Raw genomic sequence first — 20,628 nt, 5'->3', positions numbered from 1 at the left:
TTCTCACTCCAACTCTTTTTTTACCTTCTCTCTCTTTATATTTTTATCTCTGGTTTTTCTTTAGTTGCTCCAGGATATACAATTGTGTTTCTTGTATGTCTTGCAACATATCATATAGTTGATCTGGTTTAATTTTGCGGGCACGCTCATTACCACGCTGTGTAAAGCGCGTTTTTATTTCTTTCATACGCAAACGACTTTCGTCTGCTGGAATATTCAGTATAACGTTATTACTCATTCCGATTACCTCCACTATGTTGATGTTATTTTGGGGACTTCACAATTAAAGATCAATTGGAATTGCTCCCATGTAATATGAGATAAACATTTAGGATCTACATTGCTATCCGTCTCTCCGTCAGGATGCCCGTAAACAAAGTAACAATTATCTACTTCTTCCCACGTTGTATATTGATACACATATTCAATCTTTAGATGCGCAGGGATTAATTCTTGAAGCGCGTAATCTAGCAGATTAATTTTTGCTGGTTTCCCTTTTTGAAAGAGTATGGTGATCTGAATCGTATATTTATCATATAATTCTGTTATTTCAACAGGATCACTACCATTACTCTCCACCTCGAATATCGCTCTCGCCACTTGCATCAAATACGCTTTATTAACAACGCCAATGCCTTGTAATTTACTCTTAATTAAGTTTCTTCTGTATTCTAATGGTTTTTCTTTGTCAACGGGTAACTTTAAAAACGTTTCCCAGTAAGACAGACCATATGTCGCTTTATCTACAAAAAACTGATCTAGCAACAATGCAATGGCCTCGTTTACTGCCTTTACTTCTTTCGATTCTACTTCTAGCAAGTTACTTATTTTTTTCGATCGATGGTAGTATCTTGGCAGGTAATCGAGCATGCGAGAAGCAATCATCTTTTGATCTAACAGATTGGTCATTGCCCCTCACCTGACTTCCCTTCGTCTTGTCTTTTTGTTATTTTGTTAATGTTCACTTTACCCATCGTAACGACGTGGCCTTTGTCCACCGTAATGTTGCCGTGCGTGCATTCTACTACACCAAAAGATCTAGCAGAAAGAGAATGCTGATGTCCTTCATGATGATCTTCACTTTGATTATCGAAAGACTGTCTATTGCTGTTCGTTTTTGGACAGTTCACCATCTTCACAACGAGCTCCAAATAGTCATGTACATCCGACATGTCACCAATGAAGTTTGCAATGTGAGAGTAACGAACGAATGTAGGTACGGTAAACGGAAGATTACTTAAGTAAACATCAATGAGTTCCCTGATTTCTGCTTCATAATCTTCTTTGGTTTTGATGCTGTCATCCTCGATGATTAACTCGTCGATATCAATGTCAATAAGTTTATGTTTAGCATGTGCCACATGTAGTTTCGCCCCAATGGGTATTTTGTTTTCTTTCATATCTTGTTCCATCTGCTCTACATCGACATTTTGAACATGGTTGCATATATCATTTTCCGGATCATAGGAGAACATGTCATTTTCCACTACGACAACGGTGACATTTCCTTCTTTTACTTTATCGTAATCAATTTCTCCATTGACATCTAATCCGACTAACGGATATACCTGTGCATCTGCAACGCCTTCTACTTCTCTTGCCCATTTTTTATAGTGATGTTTATTTCCGCTTGTCGCTGGATTACGAACGGTTTCTAAGTATCTCTCCAGTAATTCCTCGTCGCTTTCCTCATCTACTCCACCTGTAAGGGCTGCTGTGTTTTCAATTTTGGATACTCCAGATAAGTCATCTACGACTCGAACAATCTCTCCTGGTTCCACATTCCCTTGACTACCGTAACTGTCTTCATCTGCAATAACCAGAAGTTCTGTTTCGTAATATTTAATATTATTTTTATTATCATATACAGGAACTAATTTACCTTGTCTGCCATTGTTGGACTCGTATTTAACGGTGTAGTAAAGACCATTCTCTGTAGCTACTTGGGTATATTCTGGAATAACCCCATCTTTAATAGAATTTTCTTGTTGTACGATGAATGTAACTAATCCTTTTGCTGCCGTAGCTTTTTTACGGAATACACCCATCTCATTACAGCGCCAAGTTAAATATTGTCCGTATGTCGTTTCTGCAAAACCTAATTCAAGCGCACGCTCCATCTGCACATAGGATTGCGCGAGTTCTAATGCCGCGGGTGATAATAAATCATACGTGACAGATCCTTGTTCTGTATTTATTTCCGATGATGACTCATCTATCATACTTTGTAATATTTGGTCTTTTGTTTTTCCTTCAAATGCCATACAGCGTCACCTCCTCATTTAATGTGCCATATGTGGAATCTGCATGAAAAGCAACATAAACCGCGTCCCCATCACGAGAAATGTTAAAGTTATATATATCGTTTATATGTTCATGCATCAATAATGCTTCTTTCACAAAGCGAGGTACTTCCGCTTCCATCACTTCATTAAAGTTAGCCGTACCTATTAAGGATTGCAGTTCACTACCATACTGATCATCGTAGATAATAAAACGATAACGGTCTGTTACTAATGTTTTTCGTATCATTTGTTTCACTGCTTCTAATCCTTCTATAGGATCTTCTTGTAACTCTCCTGAGTCAAAGTCAAAATGTAAGCTCTTGTACATTTTCTTCGTATCATTGCTGCTTGCCTCATTCGTTTCTATGTCAGTTTTAGCTACTACACGATGCTGAATGGATTGAATATTCACAATATCACCGCCTTATCTATCACGATATAATGTTGATTATTATTTATAGAAGCAACGATGAGACGGTCACCCACTTCTAACGGTGAATAGACGGTCAATTCTATTTGATCGCCTGTTAACATAGTATTTTCTAATTTAATTTTAGTGAAGTGTAATTGATCAGATGTTATCCTAACAACACCACTTGTAGCTGGATCTACTGGTAATGGTGCTGGGATTGGCAAGATTGGTGTACTGATATTATGGTTTGTTACACCATCTTGTGTTGCATCAATCGTCCCCATAGTCTGACTGTCTATCTTTATCTTCCTGGTATGATCTAACAACTGTTCCGAAACAATCAAATCACTTCCTTCTAGTTCAACATCCATGTTATCCACTTTAATCCTTAGAGGATCAATAGAAGTTACTGTTGCAAGCTCAATATCCACATCTTTGTTATAACCCAGCCACTTCATCATTTGAACCAACTGACTATAGGCATTCCCCTCTAATTTCTGCATCGTCCTCCTCCCTTCTATTTACAAGTGAAACGTTTACGAACCTACTCTTTGCGTTATCGTCAATGACATATTGTGAAACCCATCTGCAAATGTATGAGAATCTGTTGTCACATAGTAATTTCCTTGCATATCTGTCATGTTCTCTGTTACCTGTACTGTAGTTCCAGCGATTACTTCTATGTTTCCTAGTGCTTCAACAGAAGTATCATGTTTTATTTTTCCCAAGTTGCTTAATAACTGAGTAGCAAGTTGCTGCATTTTAGATCTGCTCTGATCATTACCAGCAGATTCGAAATGCTGCATTTTGTTATATTTTGAGATAAGGCTCTGATCTTCTTTAGTTACTTCAATAGGATCTTTATTTTCATCCCCACTTACAACCTTGACGACATTACGTAAATCTTCAATAGATTGAGCATGTGATGCACTAATGATATTTACTCCGCTCTCCAAGGCCCATTGCACTCTGTTTCGTTCATGTTCTTTCAAAAAAAACTTCCCATCTTGCGAGCTAACAACAAACTCTCTACCCGTATGGTTTTTTGTTTCTTCTAGAGCCTCTTTCATCATAGCCCATAACGTTTTATTACGTAGTATTAATTTGGGAATAATATAGCCTGTATCTTCGATTTGCCCCACGGATATGACATCAATTTCACGACATAGCTCTCGTATGATATCGGATGCTTTTTTTTCCTGAAATTTTTTCGTATCCTGATACTTTGTTAAATAAATATTGGAGTCATATGCGGTAATGGTCATACTACCTTGTACATCAATAGAATCAGCAAATATATATCCTTTAAATAGCACTGATGTTTGTTCATCCTGAGTAAAATTTAAAGTTAACTCACTACCTTTTTCAAAGGTTTTCCACTGATTCTGACCATCTTTTGTATTTAATAAGGATACTTCTAGTTTGCGGAATAGTTGCGTCACATCTCCAGACCAAGTAATGGATTGCGCAAGTGGTGTAATATTTAATGTTCCCATAAACAATTCTAGTTTCATAACGGGATCACCAACTTTTGTCCTGGATAAATAAGATTAGGGTCTGGTCCTACTGTCTCTTTATTCTCATTGTAGATTTTTCTCCATTGACGGCCATCTCCATACGTTCTTTGGGAGATAAGCCATAATGAATCGCCTCTTTTTACGACGTAAAGAGATGGAACTTTTTTCGTTGTAGGCCGTTTTTCCTCTAATTCTACATCCCCTTGCTCATTTTTAACTACTGCTTCAAATTGTAATGTCTTGTACTCTTTTAATGTCATGCTGAAATACACATCACCTGGACTGCCAGCTCTCTCTTCATATGAAAAATCTCGTATAGTCGCATCCACATTTATTTGCTCCGCTGCTGCTGCACCTTCTTTACTAACAATAAAGGTGATAGGTTCTTTAGCATGCTGCCAAGATTCAATTGTTGCAACAATGTCCCAAGGATTTTTCAGCAGAACATATTCGCAAAAAGTTTCGTTATAGTCGCGGGGGAATAATGAAGAAAAACTATATTCCTTTAGTTGTTTATCTCCAATCACCGTAAATTCACCAAATTGTGAAAGCATTACATCATTAAACGTGTGTGAAGATTTAATTTGAATACTTGCTGGATTAACTGGCAATTGAATCGCTGTATTATCGTCACCTTGTTTTAACCATATTTGCATCCTATTCACCCCCTAAGCATAGGACATACTTGCTTGTTTCATTTTTTCAACGAGCAAGGATGTAATGCGGTCAATGTCTGCTTGCTCACGAACCACTATAGTATCGGCTAATTTAGCAACTTGTACCTGTGAACCTTGATTATACTGCTTGTTTTCTTCTGAGGTTAATACGCGCTCCCCTTTGTGTAAGCGAGCAATGTATCCATCCCGCGGAACATAGGATAACCCACCAGCATGAGATCCGTCGGTGCCATCTATCCAATTACTAATGAAATTTAAACCCACGTTAGGACCGACAAACTCCTTAATCTTTGAAATTATTTTTGAAATAACATTCTCAACTATGTTGGACAGTAATGTCTGAAAACTATTATCTAAAAATTCAACTATACCATTCCATATTTTAACGATATTGGATTTTAAATTTTTAAAGAATTCTATGATGTTATCTATCCCACTAAGTAATGACGCCACTATTTGTGCTGGCAATGTATATATATATCCTGCTATTTCCAGTAGATAAGCGCCTGCATCTATCAGCCACTTAATAACATCGCTTCCTCCTTGTGTCATTCCATCCAGCCATTTTGCAAGTATACCAAAAATAAGGGTATTTAATTTAGCTACTCTTAAGAAAATATCTAGTACAATAGGTAAGAAAGCGGACAATGCATAACCTAAAATTTTTATTAAAGTAACCGCGAAGTTTATTATAGGTTGAATGTTATTTTTTATTTGTTCGAAGCTTTTTGTTAGCTTATCGAAGTCAATCGTTTCAAAAACATTATTCAACTGTTCTCTAAGTACTTCAAATACTGGAGTTAAAACTTCTGCAAACATTACAAATATTTTTATTAAAAACTTTACCATTTTTTTAGTCTTATTCCAAAGCGAAAGTAAATTATTAGATAATGCTTTAGCTACATTAGATGTAGTAGATAACATTTTTTTTCCTTTGTCATTATTTAAATAATTGCTAAAATCTTTAAGCGATTCAGTTACTACAACTAAAAACTTGTTCAAACCTGAAGATACCATACTTATCAAACTCTTCATAAATTCACTGTTGTTCAGCTCATTGACTATTTTTAATAATGATTGAAATGGTACTAGTAGTCCTTTACCAATGTCTGCATACATCATGTTTAAGTTTTGATCTAATTGAGCAAACTGTCCTTCAATTGATTGATTTGCTGCATCTACTAATTTATCGTTTAAACCATTGTCTTCAAACGCTTTTTGTAGCTTTTCTATTTTATCTGCCACAGAAAGGTTATCCAATCCTTTAAACATATTTTTATCAATACCAGATACATTAGCTAGTTTACCAGTATTGCCCATCAATGCTTCTTGTATTAACTTGGAAGATTCTTCAAAACTTATATCTGGTCGCTTCGCAAATAATTTATCTGCTAACCCTATCGCGCTTTTCAGCTCATCAGTATCCGTTGTAACTGTTGTAAAGAGGTTAGTTGAACCCATTAAATCTGATTTAGATAGTCTTGTGTTTTTTGCTTCTTTACTTAACCAGGACAACATATTTTTAGCTTCATTTTCATTACCGATAGCTACGTTAATTATTTTTGTTTGCTTCTCTTCTAACATTGCGGCCTTGACCGACTTTGAGATTAACCTAACCGCACCTGACACTGCAGCTGACACTGCAGCAACAACGGCCAATGCAGCAACACCTACTTTTTTAAATATTGTTTTAAATGGTATCGCCTTACCTAATCTGAAAGTTTGTTTATAAGCCGTTCTCATTCCTTTTGTATAGACCTTGAAATACTTTCTACCTAAAGACGTATTTTTTTTGAAATTTGCTTTAGTTACATTGTACCTTCTTCTTGCATATCTAGATAATATTTTCATCTTACTTATCTGGTTATTATATTTTTGGTTTATGTTATCCAATACCTTAGGATATGATTCTTTTGTTATATTGTATCTTCTTCTCACATGTCTAGATAATATCCCTAACTTATTTATCTGTTTATCATATTTTTGGTTTATGTTATCCAATACCTTAGGATATTCTTCTTTTGCTGCATTATATCTGCTTCTTGCATATCTGGATAATATACGAATTTTATTTATCTGTTTATTATATTTTTGGTTTATTTTATCCAATACCTTAGGATATTCTTCTTTTGCTGCATTGTATCTGCTTCTTGCATATCTGGATAATATTTTTAACTTGCTTATCTGTTTATTATATTGCTGGTTTATTTTATCCAATACCTTAGGGTATTCTTCTTTTGCTGCACTGTATCTGCTTCTTGCATATCTAGATAATATTTTTAACTTGCTTATCTGGTTATTATATTTTTGGTTTATTTTATCCAATACCTTAGGATATTCTTTTTTTGCTGCATTGTATCTTTTTCTTGCATATCTAGATAATACTTTCATCTTATTTATCTGTTTATCATATTTTTGGTTTATTCTATCCAACAACTTAGAATATGCTTCTGTTGTTTTTTCATTAAATATATTTCTATCAGCCATTTAGCGACCTCCTTTCTTTCGTTCCGCTTGTTTTCTCGATTGCTCTTCTGCATCTAACATCAAAATCATAGAGGCATACATAAAGTGTTGTACACCTTTTGGTTTTGCATAGATTTCGTCAGGTGGTATGCCGTGTCGTTGAAATATTTCATGAATGAGGTAAGGAACGCCACCTGACCGGATTAGTTTTTTATTTCATCTATCTTTTCATCTTCGTCTACAAATCCTGATAGCTCCAAGATTTCAGTAGTAATTTTTGCAATTTCACCTGCTAAAAGGCGATTTTGAATAACGTCGGTAGGGGTTGGGCCAAACTTCTCTATCAATTGAGGATCAGACCAATTTGGTACTTTACATGCTTTTTGAATAATAAGAGCTCCGAACTTCTCTTCATCCAATTCTCTTCCACTTTTTGTTGGGAACGTGGCTTGCTCACGAATTCGGTTGATCATTTTCCCATCGATAGCTTCAATTTTAAAACTAACTTTAAATCTATTCATGTATACTTCTTTTTGTAGTGTAATTTCCGTATCTAATAGTGCGTGTAGAATATCATTTGTATTTTTTTCACTCATTGTGATTATCCCCTATCATTTTTGAATTTTAGATGCATAAATAAAAACGTCACCTCTAAAGGGGGGACGTTTTTAATATTTATGCGATAATTGTTATTGTTTTATTGATTCAATCCGTCTATGATTTCATATCCTGTAAATGTAAAAGGCATCTCCTCTTCAACGATGGATCCTACTTCATAATTGATCAATGGAAGACTATCAAATTGAACTCCTTTTAACCTTACACGGTAAGCACCGAATGCATCCGGATCTTTTAATGCTAAAATCAGTTCTGTAACGAAAGGTCTTAATTTATCATTTGCTGTCGTCCCAATCTGCTCTAAGAAATTTGTCGTTACTTTATATCCTGACATGGAGCCACTTCCAGACATGCTTGTCACTTTATGTGCTGTCCAGCGTGTCCCTGCACGTGAAATCTCCTCTTTGTTGATTTCCACCGTTGCTTCTGCACTTTTAATATTGGTTAACCACTCTCCGTCGTGCCATACTTCACCAAATGTTCCTGTAATCGTACGTGCTGCATCTAATGCCATATCGCTTCACCCTTTCTTTGTTTTAGTATTGGTTATACGTTGACCGTAACAAAAATACGCTCAAGAGAATCAATTTCGGTATAGGAAATCGTTAAATATACCGTATCGCCAACAGACTTAAATGGTAGTTCATCTACTCGAACTTCAATATCGGTTAATATTCTTGCATCTTCCAAACGCTCCAAGTAAGCTTTAATCGCAGACACTAAAGCAGCTCTACCATCCTCACTATTATCTAATTGACCAATGTAAGAGTCATGCGCTGTTTGTAGAATATCATCTGCAATAGCTGCTTTCCCACGCACAGAGCGGATTTTCGCACCTGATGATGTGATACCTCTTTCTACCTTCACTTTATCACCATCGTAAATTAATGCTAATAAGTTCTGCTGCAATCCATCAATAATTTGGTTCGGTGTAAAGTGCACGTTCATGTTATCTGCAGGTACACGTGCGTAAGTAATCGATTTATTAATCGGTGTTGCTGCAATTAAACCTGCAATATAAGGAGAAAATTGTTGAGATGTATAAGTTGTATCTCCCTCTTTTCCATAATAAACAACACCATTCATGAGCTGAACCATGTAATCATGATCAAAATTATCGTAGTAACTGGATGAACTTTTATCTACTACGGTATCATCTTCTCTACCAAATACAGCCATGAAGTATTTCCCTTCATAATCAATACTGTATTGAACCCATTCTCTTACATCTGCAAATATTTTACTTTTATTTGTATCTGTATACAAACAAGCTTCTGTGTAATCTCCATCCATGCAGAAGACATTAAAATCTTTCGTAGCAAATGCCTCCTTAATTTTTTGAAGATTTTCAAATTGTTGAGGCATCGTATACACAAGTACCTTTTCTGCTCCGCCCTGAAGTGCGAATTTAATAGACTGAATGTTGTCTTTTCCAAAATTCTCTTCAGCTTCCGCTACATCGTAAATCTCGTATACTGTATCTTCAGTAGCACCACCATAATTTTTTAATGTCATTGCAACGACTCCACGTTCGCCACCTTTAATTTGTGCAATTGCTGCATCTACAAAATTAATATATAATCCTGGTCTAACAGGTAAAGTGCCTGTTGGGTCCCATGTTCCTCCTGCCATTGTACATTCCTCCTAATCGTTAATTTTAGGTATTATTTTTCCTATCTTGTTATACGTCTGTTGGTCAAACGGTACATTTTGAGAAACCGTTAAAAGTGCTTTACATACAAATACTTCAGTAGTTTCAAGCACCTTCATATCAAATATGGTGAATGCATTCACCTTTAACTGCATCGTAGTGTCTTGATTTTGCATGGACTGAAGGGGCATCTGTTGCCCATCCTGAAGCTCATCGGCTATACTCATTCCGCCATCTTTGGTATATGGTATATAACGTTTGGCATACAGTGTAGAGCTGAGCTTGTCCATCTTCGTAATGATGTTATCTTTCACGATATCCGCAAATTCAATCTCAAATTGCTGTTTTGCATTCAACATGTACGGATTTTCCATCACCCGATCATCTTGAATAAGTTTAATGACAAAAAAAGGATCTCCATCCTGTAACGTATCTGGGTACGTGTGATAGTACACATTCTCTCCCGTTATCAACCCATTATTTACGAGAAATAGTCGAATGGAGTGAAATACATCCAATAACTTATAACTGGTATATGTCATGCATCAGCCCTCCTTTAAGGAGGAGAGTGTATTTCTCCCCTACTAATTTTGTAATTTATCTATAATTTCATACCCTGTGAATGTAAAAGGCATCTCTTCTTCTACAATGGAACCTACTTCGTAATTAATCAATGGAAGACTATCGAATTGAACTCCTTTTAATCGAACACGGTATGCACCAAATGCATCTGGATCTTTCAATGCTAAGATGAGTTCTGTAACAAACGGTCTAAATTTATCGTTCGCTGTTGTACCAATTTGTTCTAAGAAATTAGTCGTGACTTTATAACCTGACATGCTTCCACTTCCGGATAAACTTGTTACTTTATGCGCTACCCATCGTGTTCCTGCACGTGAAATCTCTTCTTTATTAATTTCAACTGTTGCCTCTGCACTTTTAATATTCGTTAACCATTGTCCATCGTGCCATACTTCTCCAAATGTACCTGTAATTGTTCTTGCAGCATCTAATGCCATGTTACTTCACCCTTCCTTTTTCGTTTAAAGTTAAATGATATTTTAATAACCTATAATGTTACCGTTATAAATATACGTTCCATTGAATCGATGTCTGTATAGCTAATTTGAACATATACTGAATCTGGATTTGGTTTGTAATTTGCTTTCTTCCCATGGTATGCAGGATCTAATTGAACTTGAATATCTGTTAACACACTATATTGTTCCATTCTTTCTAAATATGCTGTGATCGCAGACAGTAATGCTACTTGTCCATCTTCGTCATTATTGAGGTTACCGATATAATTACTTTCTGCTTCTCGGCGAATATCTTCAGCCACTGCTTGTCTTACACGAATAGCGCGAATTTTGTCTCCTGACTTTGTAATGCCTTGTTCAATACGCAAACCGTATTTATCTTCTACGATAACGAGATTTCCTTGGCTCAATTCATTCTGAATTTCCATGTGAGTAAATTTCTTAGATACCCCGCTAAAAGGTAAGCGACGATACGTAATAGACTCATTTAATTTTGTACCCGCTATGACGCCTGCGATATAAGGAGCAAATTGATAAATGGCTTCATTAAGATCATCCATTTCTGTTCCACTATTACCCATATCGCTTTGCAAACCATTTCGCAAACGAACGATGTATGGTTCATCCTCATTGGTGTTCGCCGTTGCTGGTTGTGCTGACTCTTCTCCTCCGGCAAGTGTTTGTTCTTGTTGTTCTAATTCAGGTAAAACTGCAATGAAGTGCTTGCCTAGCTTTTCTCTACAATCATTGACCCAACTTGTTACGAGATTAGTATATCCATTTAAAAAATGTGGAGCTAGAACAAAGACATTGAAATCATATTTTTCAAAGGCGTTACTAATTGCTTCAAAATTCCAAGTCCCTGTACAAAATACTAGAACTTTATTCGCTCCACCTTGCAATACTTTTTTAATCGGTTCGATTGCTTCTGCGTTTACATACTGATTGTTTGCATCTTTTTCTAATAGTTTTTCCATCGCTTCTCTTACACTGGAAATTTCATGTACTTTGTTATGCGATTTCGTAGCTAGATCTTTCACTGGCATCGCTACAACACCTCGTGGTCCATTTTGGATCTGTGCAATAGCTGCATCGACAAAACGCATGTATAAACCTGGTCTTACTTTTTCTTCACCTAATGGATCCCATGTTCCTCCTGCCATACTGTTTCCCCTTCTTTCACATTATTATTATTTCTGCTCCCCAGCAGCGTATATTTTATTGCAGTGTCTCATGCAAAAATTCGCTCGAATTCATCCCAGCGTTCCTGTGCACTTTTGCTTTATTTTATTTTTCGATTGATAAATTCACATGAACACAAAGTACTCTTCATAAGGTGAAGGTACGAAATGCTCTACAATATACCCTACTATGTTGCTTTTTTTTATGAATAATTTATTTCTTGATTTTTATCAAAGAAATGTGTTGTTAAATGGATACACTTAAGAAGATTCGCTCCATTGCATCGATATCATCGTAAGATATAGATAAATATACCGTATCTGGTTCTGATTTGTTTGCGGCTGTATTTCCATGATAAGTAGGGTCTAAACCTACTTGGAAATTCGTTAATACGTTATTATTTTCAAGTACTTCCATATACGATTGAATTGCTGCGATAAGCGCACTTTGCCCATCTGCATCGTTATTTAATTTTCCGATATAGTTATCTTCTGCTGTACGTCGTATATCTGTTGCGACAGCTTGTCGTGTACGAATGGAACGAATTTTTGCTTTAGATTTCGTGATTCCTTGTTCCACTCGGATTCCACTTTTGCCTGCTGTTAATATAAGGTGACCACTATTTAATCCATTCACAACTTCACTATGTGAATATGTGTAATTCAATTGTTCTCCTAAGACACGATGATACGTCATCGATTTGTTGAGTGGTGTGCTTGCGATTAACCCCGCGATATATGGAGCAAACTGTCGAGCAGAACATTTTACTCCCTCAAATTCCATACCGTTAGCAAGCTGAACCATATAATCATCTGTTGTAGCCGCCATTGGATTTTTAAGACTATCATCATTATTCTTGTTTCCCACCACAGCTAAGAAATGTTTACCTAATTCGTCTTTACATTTGTTCACCCAAGCTGCTGTTTCCGTATATTTAAATGCTTGTGGGGTATCGACAAATACATTAAAATTCCATTTGGACAATGCTTCTCTCATGGCATCGTAATCATACTGTGCAGCATTGGCTGTTTCACTATCATGTTCAAACATTGGTTGTGATTGACTTGGTTTTAGTGTATAAACGAGTACTCTCTCCGCACCACCTAATAGTGCAAGTTTAATTGGTCTTATATACTGAACTCCAAACTTATCTTCTGCTTGGGCTATATTGTAAATGGTATACACGTTATCCTCCACCGCTGTTCCAACGTAAGTTGTTAAAGCTAGAGCCACAACACCACGCTCACCATTTGTAATTTGCCTGATAGCAGCTTGTTCGAAGTTCATATACAAACCCGGTCTCGTAGGTAAATCCAAAGGGTCCCATGTTCCTCCTGCCATTGTACATTCCTCCTTTTTAAGTGTTCATAATGAGAAGGTGCTAACGGCGTTGCTTTATACCGTGTTTCTATTTATTTTTTTAAAAACTAAACGGTAACGGTAATAAAAACACGTTCTATAGCGTCAATTTCTCTATACGATATGCGTAAATAAAGCGTGTCTGCTTCATCTGGCTCGTATTCTCCCGTTCTAGAGTGGTAGTTTGGATCTAATGTTACTTCGTAATCTGTTAATACTTGATAGTTTTCTAGTTTTTCTAAATATGATGAGATAGCTGCAATCACTGCCGCACGACCATCACTGTCGTTATTTACCTTGCCTATATATGCATCTTCTGCAATGACGCGAATATCAAACGGAATGGCTTGTCTTACACGAATGGAACGGATTTTCTCTCCTGTAGTAACAATTCCCTTCTCAATAAGAACCTTGTTATAGCGATCTTCTCTCAGTATGAGCAAACCTTGCTTCAATTTTTCTTTTATTTGTGCATCAGTATAGTGCTCATCTACGGTATCCACTGGCACCGAATGGTACGTAATCGATTTATTCAATGGGGTTCCTGCGATGACTCCTGCGATATAAGGGGCAAAGTCTATTGAATCCAATGTTTCCCCATTCCATTCTGCACCGTTACTTAATTGAACAATATAATCATCTTTGAAATCTACGGCAAGTTTAGCTCCGACGTTAGGTTGTTTGTTCGCTGTTTGAGATGGAGTATCTTCTGTGCCAAAGATTCCAATGAAGTGGTTGCCTAAGACTTCTCTATTGGAAGTGATCCAATTTTTAATGCCATAATCGGGGTTACTATGCGCTCTATATAAGTTGCTGTCGTGGACATAGACGTTAAACACTCTTTTTTCAAACTGAGCGCACATCCTATTTACCCCTTTATTATCTTTTGGCTCTTTTTCAATCGTAAACAAGAGAATTTTTTTCGCTCCACCTAGAAATGCTAAACGAATAGCACGTATATTTTCCGCTCCGAACAGTGCCTCTGCTTCCCCCACACTAGTGATCGTAATCACTTGATCTGGTTCTTGTTTGTCTGTCAGGATAGGCATCGCTACAATGCCTCTTGGTCCTGGTTTGATTTGCTGAATGGCTGCATCCAAAAAACGCGTATATAATCCCGGTCTAACAGGCAACTGGCCTGTTGGTTCCCATGTTCCTCCTGCCATGGTGTATTCCTCCTTTAAATATGGTGATGTATGCTTTGTTAGATCGTTACGGTCAGAAATATTCTTTCCATTGACTCTATTTCGGTATATGATATTTTGATGTATACTGTATCCGCTTCGATATTAGGATCATTATTGTAATCATCATCTATGAGCACCTCAGCGTCTTTTAGCACACCGAATTGCTCATAACGTTCCAAATATGCTTGAATAGCAGATTTCAATGCTAGTTGGCCATCTGTATCATTATTTAATTTTCCTATTAATTTGCTAACGACAAATCTTCTTACATCCATCGCAATGGCTTGTTTGGTTTTAACCGAACGAAGGTTTTTCCCTGTTGTCGTAATACCTTTTTCAATTTTGATTTGTTGCCTTTTATAGTCTAGGAGCAAATATCCTTGTTGCAGGTAATGAATCATTTCTGTTCTATTAAATTCTTCTGTTAATGTGCTACTCGGAACCTTCATATAAGTAATAGATTTAGTTAAAGGCACGCTTGCAATTAGGCCTGCCACATAAGCTGTGAATTGATGCCTATCACTGCACAATCCATCGATTACCGCTCCATTACCCAAATGAACAAGAAAATCATCCGATGTGTAAGCAGAAAACGCTTGCTCTTTTTCAGCTACAGATGCAGTATTACGTTCAATAATAACGTCTTCTTCTTTGGATATGACAAAAATGTAGTAGCTTCCATTTTCTCGATGTTTCTTCAAGTGTGAGAGTATACGATTTCTTACAAACCCCTCTGTCCACATTGCGTCTGGAAATACAAACACATCTGGATCGCGACTGGCTAGTGTATCCATCATCTCATCAATCTGCGCTTGACTGCCCAATATGGAGTTTCTAGCAGCATACGCGATTACTTTCTTTGCACCGCCGCGAAGTGCTAATCTTACGGGATTTAATGCTGAATTGTTACCGAATTGCTGTGATACATCTCTTCCGCTACTGAATTCATAAACCACATTAGGTTGTGCATTGGTGTAGTTCACAAATGGCATCGCGACAATGCCACGTACACCGCCAATGATTTGTTCATCTGCTGCATCGATCAATCGCATATATACCCCTGGTCTTATAGGCAGTTCCTTAGTAGGGTCCCATGTTCCTCCTGCCATGTACATTCCTCCTTTAATCCTTGTAGTATTCATATAGAGAGTGTACGAGGTTAGTCATTGTATACCATTGGAAAAAAATTATCGTGAGTTTATTTGCATTTTGAACGAGATTTTCAACAAAAAATAGTAACACCATCTTTAAATCAATATTTTTTGATGATATAATGAAATTGTTGGTGTCAGGGAATGGTAATTATACTGGCATGCATTTAAGAGATAAGGAGAGCGATAAACAATGAAACCTTTCGAATATGGAAATCCTACAAAGCTCATTTTTGGTGATGGGAAATTAGAAGCTTTAAAAACTGAAATACCTCAATACGGTAAAAAAGTACTTGTTATTTATGGCGGCGGTAGTATTAAACGAAACGGATTGTATGATCAAGTGATGAAATATTTACGTGAAATAGATACAGAAGTATTTGAACTCTCCGGAGTGGAACCGAATCCAAGGCTCACTACGGTACATAAAGGTGTTGCCATTTGTAAGGAAGAACAAATAGATTTTCTACTTGCTGTTGGTGGAGGTAGCGTCGTTGATTGCACGAAAGCCATTGCTGCTGGTGCGAAATATGATGGAGATGTGTGGGATATCATCGATAAAAAAGCAGTAGCAAAAGATGCACTTCCGCTAGGAACTGTACTGACTTTAGCAGCAACTGGATCAGAGATGAATGCTGGATCTGTCATTACAAAGTGGGATACGCAGCAAAAAATAGGATGGGGCAGTCCATTTGTATTTCCTAAATTTTCTATTCTTGAACCTAAAAATACGTTAACCGTACCAAAAGACCAAACGATGTATGGCATGGTTGATATCATGTCACACGTATTAGAACAATATTTCCATCACGGTGCTCCTACACCAATTCAAGATGGTTTTGCAGAAACGATCTTACGTACGGTAATAGACGTTGGCCCAAAATTAATGGAAGACCTTGAAAATGTGGAACATCGAGCTACTATTCTTTACAGCGGAACGATGGCGCTTAATGGTACATTAAGCATGGGAATAGGTGCAGGAGACTGGGCTACTCACAATATGGAGCACGCTGTATCCGCAGTTTACGATATTACCCATGCGGGAGGTTTGGCAATTTTATTCCCTAACTGGATGAGATATACATTAGATGAAGATGTAACGAGATTCAAACAATTAGCTACGAACGTATTTGATATTGATCCCGCTGGTAAAACAGACCGTGAAATTGCGGAGGCTGGAATAGACGCACTAAGTGCATTTTGGACTTCCATTGGCGCTCCAAATCGACTTGCAGATTACAACATTGACGATGCTAAACTGTCGGTTATGGCAGATCATGCCGCAAAAAATGGACCGTTTGGCAACTTCAAAAAATTAGATCATGCTGATGTGATGGAAATTTACAAAATGTCACTGTAATTCTTAACTGTCACCACTATTTCACATAGGGTGTATTAGTGTGAAAATGGAAAGGCAACTATTCCGTAAATGGAGAATAGTTGCCTTTTCTTTAACTACGTTTTATTTAAAGCCCTGATACTACATGGTCTGGTTCGCTTCACATATTGCTTTTACTTTACAACATTGACTTTCACTTGACTGTGTTGCACAAATAACTTATATGCTGGGTTGAAAGAAAGCAATCGTTCATGTTCTCCCTTTTCTCTACTCCACTCTTCCCATGCTGTGCGTTTTCTCCTCACTGGAGGTTGACATGATTGCATATCTAAATTCATTTCATCTGCTAATTTTATATTGTATTCACGCTTCTGACGAAGCTTAATCTGCCATGTACTCATAATCGGGTACTCTTCTTGTCTTACTTTATGTGCATTCATATCACATAATTCTTCATGCAAAATTAAGTCTGCCAACTTCTCTAATGCTTGTTCTTTCTTTTTGTTGGGAGGTAAAACTTCACACTGCTCAATCCATTCTTTAATGCACGCTATACGATGTTGCCGCTGTTTTAAATCGTAAATTTTATTTTCCCACTCAAAAGACTGTCCTTTTTTTAAGCAATGCTCCATATGTTGTATATAATCTATCATTTCACTCATTGTATCACCCATTTCTTTAAATTGTCTGGATTGACTACAGTAAAAAATGAAAACTATATTTTTATGATTAGTGATAATAAGTTGGTTGAACTTGTTTCTTCATCTTATCTATAAGATGGAGAAAAAATCGTACATACAGCTATACTGTTGTACATTCCATATCATCCACTACAACTAACATTTCTATCTCGTTGTATCGCCACGTTTTATACACTTTTGTTATTTTCTTTATCGCAGCTCTTAAATGTATACTAATTTGTTTCTGCGATACACGTAATTTATTCGCTACTTCCGTCTGTGTCATTTGGCTTTCTCCATACAAGAAATGAATAACATGCCTTTGTTTTTCAGTTAAATAAGCAGATTTTATTGCTAATTCTAAATCAAGTAAAACATCACTCGCCGCTGTATCTCCTTTGTATCTTCGCTCTGCAATTAAATATTTATCTTGCAACAAACGTCGTATACCTTTTTCTTCATCTAACGCATACTTCACCATATATAAATTCATTTTTTCCATCATCTCAACATTCAATATTGACATTTTATCACCCCAATTTTACAGAAAAAATATATATTTATCTGTATTTTCAGAATCTTAATAATATAAAACATTTTCATTTTTTAGCTTGATAAAACATACATTGTTAAAGCGATTATTACCTTACTTCATTACATTATTAATGAACTAAAATATGAATTAATTATATGATTATAACGAATGATCAAATGTTTAAAACTACCGAAAATGCCGGGGAGCACATAGCTGCTAACGTACTTTTCATACATATTTTTTAATAACCATAAGTTTACTTTTGTTTAGATGGTATTTAACAGCTATTAACTAGATTATATTATATGACGTTGTGCTACGCAATATGGTATAAAATATAATTTGACAATAGTGTTGTATTTTTAATAATATTTTTGTGTTAAAGTGACAGATTTACAAAGTTTATATAGTTATTTTAAAGTAATTTTGTATATTTATACTTTTTAAATGTTTTTTTATTTTTTTGAATAAAAAAAGAGGTCGAATGTTATCAACCTCTCTCCACATGTAAATTTGCATTCATTTTCTTCACAACATAATCTAACTCTTCCATCATCACTGTATCATCTAAAGCATCAAAGATTTCCGGATGGATCGTTTGATGTTTTTTTAACTGATAGTAGTCTACTAGTGCCTGCTTTAACGTCATATCGTGTTCCAATAAATAAAGGGGATCAATAAATTTTCGAATGATCACATCTTCTGACAAACAGATCATCAGACTGTTGAGATGATTAAACACGCCTCTAGATATTCCAAGATCATAGTGATTGGCTTGCTTTTTTATGCGATCTTGCAAGCTGGCTGTTAATGTTTCATACAGTGACGGGTATCCCGTTTTTAAGTCTTTGAGGAAAATGTCTGATATATAAAAACTTAAAAGAATAGATCGCTTATAGCTTTGTTGGAAAAACAAAACAAAATCTTCGTTGTTTCTTTCTTGCTTCTGTTCATCTTCTTCGATAAACGCAATACATAAGTCAACGATATATGCAATAATTTCATCCTTTGATGAAAAGTATTTGTACATGGTAGCTTTGCTTATGTCCATGATGCTGGCAATCTCATCTGTTTTGAGTGTGTCGATCCCAAATTTTCGAACGTAGGGAAGTAATTTGACAGCATATTTATTTTTTTTCTCATCTATACTGGCCATAAACATTCCTCCTTGCTTCTTGCTTCTTGCTTCTTGCTTCTTGCTTCTTGCTTCTTGCTTCTTGCTTCTTGCTTCTTGCTTCTTGCTTCTTGCTTCTTGCTTCTTGCTTCTACATTATAAACATATATATAACATTCAAGCAACTTAAATTAAATGAAATGAACTAATTTAATTAATATAGTTTACTCAGTATATTTTATGTGGTATATTTTAATCATAACAACACATACTTAGCAAAAACATGAAATTTGATTAAGTTTTCAACATGACTATGTTTATATAAAGTGGAGGAATGAGATCATGGATAAATTAAAATTAGGTTCACAAGGGTTAGAAGTATCTCGTATAGGTTTAGGATGTATGGGGATGTCGGAGTTTTATGGTGAGATTGATGAAACAGAAGCAAAACAAACATTGGAACGTGCAGTGGAATTAGGTATATCTTTTTTCGACACTGCAGATGTTTACGGCTGGGATGCAGAAGGTCATGGAGCCAATGAACGCCTTGTGGCTAAAACATTAGCATCGGTCAGAGATGATGTAACAATCGCAACAAAATTTGGTCCACTTCGTTCACAAACTGCACATTTAGGTTATGATGGATCTCCCGCTTATGCCAAAAAAGCATGTGAAGCAAGTTTGAAGCGTCTTGGTACCGATACGATCGATCTGTATTATCTCCATCGTGTAGATCCTAATGTCCCGATTGAAGAAAGTGTCGGTGGCATGGCCGATCTCGTAAAGGAAGGAAAAGTTCGCTACATCGGATTATCTGAAGTAACAGAAGAACAGCTGAGAAAAGCGCATGCCGTACACCCTATAACTGCGGTACAAACCGAATATTCCTTATGGTCTAGAGATGTAGAATCTAATGGTGTGTTGAAGACGATTCGTGAATTAGGTATCGGTTTTGTTCCTTACAGCCCGTTAGGAAGAGGATTTTTAACCGGTGCATTAAAAGATCGCAGTCAATTAGCTGAAAATGATTGGAGAAGAGCAAATCCTCGATTCAGCGATGAAGCATTTGCACAAAACTTGAAGATTGTAGAAGGAGTAGAAAAACTAGCAGAAGAAAAAAGATGTACTCCGGCACAGCTTGCCTTAGCTTGGGTTGTAGCGCAAGGTAATGACATTGTCCCTATTCCTGGAACCAAGCGGACCAAATACTTAGAGCAAAATATACGATCGCTTGAGGTCAAATTAACAGCAAGTGATTTGAAAAAATTAGATCAGATTGCTCCAGTTGGTGCAACGGCTGGAAATCGATATTAATTCACACATTCAAAATAGGACCTTGGGTGAAGGTACAAGTCCACTTACTCAAGGTCCCTTTTATGTTAAAATCCATTTTTTATACCCTTTAGTCTTGTGCC

Annotated in this window: 22 protein-coding genes; 2 read left to right on the top strand and 20 right to left on the bottom strand. The window is 36.4% G+C overall.

Annotation, left to right across the window (positions count from 1 at the left end; all coding sequences use genetic code 11):
- Window positions 1-43: 43 nt before the first annotated feature.
- From D1Z92_RS00215 to D1Z92_RS00135, 17 genes are all read right to left on the bottom strand, one after another.
- A complete protein-coding gene (locus D1Z92_RS00215; protein WP_128893630.1) occupies window positions 44-238 on the bottom strand; it encodes a hypothetical protein in 195 nt (64 codons plus the stop codon).
- A 14-nt stretch (window positions 239-252) separates the two neighbouring features.
- Window positions 253-909 carry a putative phage tail protein gene (locus D1Z92_RS00210; RefSeq protein ID WP_128893629.1) on the bottom strand — a complete coding sequence of 219 codons (657 nt, stop codon included), beginning with the start codon at window positions 907-909 and terminating at the stop codon, window positions 253-255.
- Complete coding sequence (locus D1Z92_RS00205; RefSeq protein ID WP_128893628.1) at window positions 906-2,264, bottom strand: baseplate J/gp47 family protein; 1,359 nt, start codon at window positions 2,262-2,264, stop codon at window positions 906-908. The genes D1Z92_RS00210 and D1Z92_RS00205 overlap by 4 nt, the downstream gene beginning before the upstream one ends.
- Complete coding sequence (locus tag D1Z92_RS00200; protein WP_128893627.1) at window positions 2,254-2,697, bottom strand: DUF2634 domain-containing protein; 444 nt, start codon at window positions 2,695-2,697, stop codon at window positions 2,254-2,256. The genes D1Z92_RS00205 and D1Z92_RS00200 overlap by 11 nt, the downstream gene beginning before the upstream one ends.
- Window positions 2,694-3,200, bottom strand: a complete 507-nt coding sequence (locus tag D1Z92_RS00195; protein WP_128893626.1) for a DUF2577 family protein — start codon at window positions 3,198-3,200, stop codon at window positions 2,694-2,696. Before D1Z92_RS00195 ends, D1Z92_RS00200 begins: the two co-directional genes overlap by 4 nt.
- A 33-nt stretch (window positions 3,201-3,233) precedes the next feature.
- Complete coding sequence (locus D1Z92_RS00190; RefSeq protein ID WP_128893625.1) at window positions 3,234-4,211, bottom strand: XkdQ/YqbQ family protein; 978 nt, start codon at window positions 4,209-4,211, stop codon at window positions 3,234-3,236.
- Window positions 4,208-4,870 (bottom strand): LysM peptidoglycan-binding domain-containing protein, encoded by a 663-nt coding sequence (locus D1Z92_RS00185; RefSeq protein WP_128893624.1) that lies wholly within the window; start codon window positions 4,868-4,870, stop codon window positions 4,208-4,210. The genes D1Z92_RS00190 and D1Z92_RS00185 overlap by 4 nt, the downstream gene beginning before the upstream one ends.
- A gap of 12 nt (window positions 4,871-4,882) precedes the next feature.
- Window positions 4,883-7,378, bottom strand: a complete 2,496-nt coding sequence (locus tag D1Z92_RS00180; protein WP_128893623.1) for a phage tail protein — start codon at window positions 7,376-7,378, stop codon at window positions 4,883-4,885.
- 182 nt (window positions 7,379-7,560) lie between these two features.
- The gene (locus D1Z92_RS00175; RefSeq protein WP_128893622.1) at window positions 7,561-7,953 is read right to left on the bottom strand and encodes a phage tail assembly chaperone; all 393 of its coding nucleotides are present in this window, start codon (window positions 7,951-7,953) and stop codon (window positions 7,561-7,563) included.
- Window positions 7,954-8,054: 101 nt separating this feature from the next.
- Window positions 8,055-8,489, bottom strand: coding sequence for a phage tail tube protein (locus D1Z92_RS00170; RefSeq protein ID WP_128893621.1), 435 nt, complete (start codon window positions 8,487-8,489; stop codon window positions 8,055-8,057).
- 32 nt (window positions 8,490-8,521) lie between these two features.
- On the bottom strand, window positions 8,522-9,607 hold the full coding sequence (locus D1Z92_RS00165; protein ID WP_128893620.1) for a phage tail sheath subtilisin-like domain-containing protein: 1,086 nt from the start codon (window positions 9,605-9,607) through the stop codon (window positions 8,522-8,524).
- Window positions 9,608-9,619: 12 nt separating this feature from the next.
- A complete protein-coding gene (locus tag D1Z92_RS00160; protein WP_128893619.1) occupies window positions 9,620-10,168 on the bottom strand; it encodes a hypothetical protein in 549 nt (182 codons plus the stop codon).
- 42 nt (window positions 10,169-10,210) lie between these two features.
- On the bottom strand, window positions 10,211-10,645 hold the full coding sequence (locus D1Z92_RS00155; RefSeq protein WP_128893618.1) for a phage tail tube protein: 435 nt from the start codon (window positions 10,643-10,645) through the stop codon (window positions 10,211-10,213).
- Window positions 10,646-10,695: 50 nt separating this feature from the next.
- Window positions 10,696-11,829: a phage tail sheath C-terminal domain-containing protein gene (locus D1Z92_RS17150; RefSeq protein ID WP_164931366.1), complete on the bottom strand. Its 1,134-nt coding sequence runs from the start codon at window positions 11,827-11,829 to the stop codon at window positions 10,696-10,698.
- A gap of 265 nt (window positions 11,830-12,094) precedes the next feature.
- Window positions 12,095-13,189 (bottom strand): phage tail sheath C-terminal domain-containing protein, encoded by a 1,095-nt coding sequence (locus D1Z92_RS00145; protein ID WP_128893617.1) that lies wholly within the window; start codon window positions 13,187-13,189, stop codon window positions 12,095-12,097.
- Between the two features lie 86 nt (window positions 13,190-13,275).
- The gene (locus D1Z92_RS00140) at window positions 13,276-14,373 is read right to left on the bottom strand and encodes a phage tail sheath C-terminal domain-containing protein (RefSeq protein ID WP_128893616.1); all 1,098 of its coding nucleotides are present in this window, start codon (window positions 14,371-14,373) and stop codon (window positions 13,276-13,278) included.
- 38 nt (window positions 14,374-14,411) lie between these two features.
- The gene (locus D1Z92_RS00135; protein WP_164931365.1) at window positions 14,412-15,503 is read right to left on the bottom strand and encodes a phage tail sheath C-terminal domain-containing protein; all 1,092 of its coding nucleotides are present in this window, start codon (window positions 15,501-15,503) and stop codon (window positions 14,412-14,414) included.
- A 235-nt stretch (window positions 15,504-15,738) separates the two neighbouring features.
- Here D1Z92_RS00135 and D1Z92_RS00130 point away from each other — a divergent pair, with 235 nt between their 5' ends.
- Window positions 15,739-16,905 (top strand): iron-containing alcohol dehydrogenase, encoded by a 1,167-nt coding sequence (locus D1Z92_RS00130; protein WP_128893614.1) that lies wholly within the window; start codon window positions 15,739-15,741, stop codon window positions 16,903-16,905.
- Between the two features lie 152 nt (window positions 16,906-17,057).
- Here D1Z92_RS00130 and D1Z92_RS00125 read toward each other — a convergent pair whose 3' ends face one another.
- The 3 genes from D1Z92_RS00125 to D1Z92_RS00115 all read right to left on the bottom strand — a co-directional run bounded on the left by D1Z92_RS00125 (window position 17,058) and on the right by D1Z92_RS00115 (window position 19,255).
- Window positions 17,058-17,546: a hypothetical protein gene (locus D1Z92_RS00125; protein WP_128893613.1), complete on the bottom strand. Its 489-nt coding sequence runs from the start codon at window positions 17,544-17,546 to the stop codon at window positions 17,058-17,060.
- Between the two features lie 139 nt (window positions 17,547-17,685).
- Window positions 17,686-18,090, bottom strand: a complete 405-nt coding sequence (locus D1Z92_RS00120) for a sigma factor-like helix-turn-helix DNA-binding protein (RefSeq protein ID WP_128893612.1) — start codon at window positions 18,088-18,090, stop codon at window positions 17,686-17,688.
- 499 nt (window positions 18,091-18,589) lie between these two features.
- Window positions 18,590-19,255 carry a TetR/AcrR family transcriptional regulator gene (locus D1Z92_RS00115; RefSeq protein WP_164931364.1) on the bottom strand — a complete coding sequence of 222 codons (666 nt, stop codon included), beginning with the start codon at window positions 19,253-19,255 and terminating at the stop codon, window positions 18,590-18,592.
- A 300-nt stretch (window positions 19,256-19,555) separates the two neighbouring features.
- Here D1Z92_RS00115 and D1Z92_RS00105 point away from each other — a divergent pair, with 300 nt between their 5' ends.
- Window positions 19,556-20,527: an aldo/keto reductase gene (locus tag D1Z92_RS00105; protein ID WP_128893609.1), complete on the top strand. Its 972-nt coding sequence runs from the start codon at window positions 19,556-19,558 to the stop codon at window positions 20,525-20,527.
- Window positions 20,528-20,628: the final 101 nt, after the last annotated feature.

Origin of the sequence: Longirhabdus pacifica (genome assembly GCF_004115085.1) — a bacterium.
GTDB lineage: Bacteria > Bacillota > Bacilli > Paenibacillales > DSM-105158 > Longirhabdus > Longirhabdus pacifica.
Note: the sequence above shows the minus strand (reverse complement) of the source record. Positions and strands in the feature narration are given on the sequence as shown.

Coding starts and splice junctions, on each gene's coding strand:
- D1Z92_RS00215 (WP_128893630.1), bottom strand. CDS start 238: ATGAGTAATAACGTTATACTGAATATTCCAGCAGACGAAAGTCGTTTG.
- D1Z92_RS00210 (WP_128893629.1), bottom strand. CDS start 909: ATGACCAATCTGTTAGATCAAAAGATGATTGCTTCTCGCATGCTCGAT.
- D1Z92_RS00205 (WP_128893628.1), bottom strand. CDS start 2,264: ATGGCATTTGAAGGAAAAACAAAAGACCAAATATTACAAAGTATGATA.
- D1Z92_RS00195 (WP_128893626.1), bottom strand. CDS start 3,200: ATGCAGAAATTAGAGGGGAATGCCTATAGTCAGTTGGTTCAAATGATG.
- D1Z92_RS00190 (WP_128893625.1), bottom strand. CDS start 4,211: ATGAAACTAGAATTGTTTATGGGAACATTAAATATTACACCACTTGCG.
- D1Z92_RS00185 (WP_128893624.1), bottom strand. CDS start 4,870: ATGCAAATATGGTTAAAACAAGGTGACGATAATACAGCGATTCAATTG.
- D1Z92_RS00180 (WP_128893623.1), bottom strand. CDS start 7,378: ATGGCTGATAGAAATATATTTAATGAAAAAACAACAGAAGCATATTCT.
- D1Z92_RS00175 (WP_128893622.1), bottom strand. CDS start 7,953: ATGAGTGAAAAAAATACAAATGATATTCTACACGCACTATTAGATACG.
- D1Z92_RS00170 (WP_128893621.1), bottom strand. CDS start 8,489: ATGGCATTAGATGCAGCACGTACGATTACAGGAACATTTGGTGAAGTA.
- D1Z92_RS00165 (WP_128893620.1), bottom strand. CDS start 9,607: ATGGCAGGAGGAACATGGGACCCAACAGGCACTTTACCTGTTAGACCA.
- D1Z92_RS00160 (WP_128893619.1), bottom strand. CDS start 10,168: ATGACATATACCAGTTATAAGTTATTGGATGTATTTCACTCCATTCGA.
- D1Z92_RS00155 (WP_128893618.1), bottom strand. CDS start 10,645: ATGGCATTAGATGCTGCAAGAACAATTACAGGTACATTTGGAGAAGTA.
- D1Z92_RS17150 (WP_164931366.1), bottom strand. CDS start 11,829: ATGGCAGGAGGAACATGGGATCCATTAGGTGAAGAAAAAGTAAGACCA.
- D1Z92_RS00145 (WP_128893617.1), bottom strand. CDS start 13,189: ATGGCAGGAGGAACATGGGACCCTTTGGATTTACCTACGAGACCGGGT.
- D1Z92_RS00140 (WP_128893616.1), bottom strand. CDS start 14,373: ATGGCAGGAGGAACATGGGAACCAACAGGCCAGTTGCCTGTTAGACCG.
- D1Z92_RS00135 (WP_164931365.1), bottom strand. CDS start 15,503: ATGGCAGGAGGAACATGGGACCCTACTAAGGAACTGCCTATAAGACCA.
- D1Z92_RS00130 (WP_128893614.1), top strand. CDS start 15,739: ATGAAACCTTTCGAATATGGAAATCCTACAAAGCTCATTTTTGGTGAT.
- D1Z92_RS00125 (WP_128893613.1), bottom strand. CDS start 17,546: ATGAGTGAAATGATAGATTATATACAACATATGGAGCATTGCTTAAAA.
- D1Z92_RS00120 (WP_128893612.1), bottom strand. CDS start 18,090: ATGTCAATATTGAATGTTGAGATGATGGAAAAAATGAATTTATATATG.
- D1Z92_RS00115 (WP_164931364.1), bottom strand. CDS start 19,255: ATGGCCAGTATAGATGAGAAAAAAAATAAATATGCTGTCAAATTACTT.
- D1Z92_RS00105 (WP_128893609.1), top strand. CDS start 19,556: ATGGATAAATTAAAATTAGGTTCACAAGGGTTAGAAGTATCTCGTATA.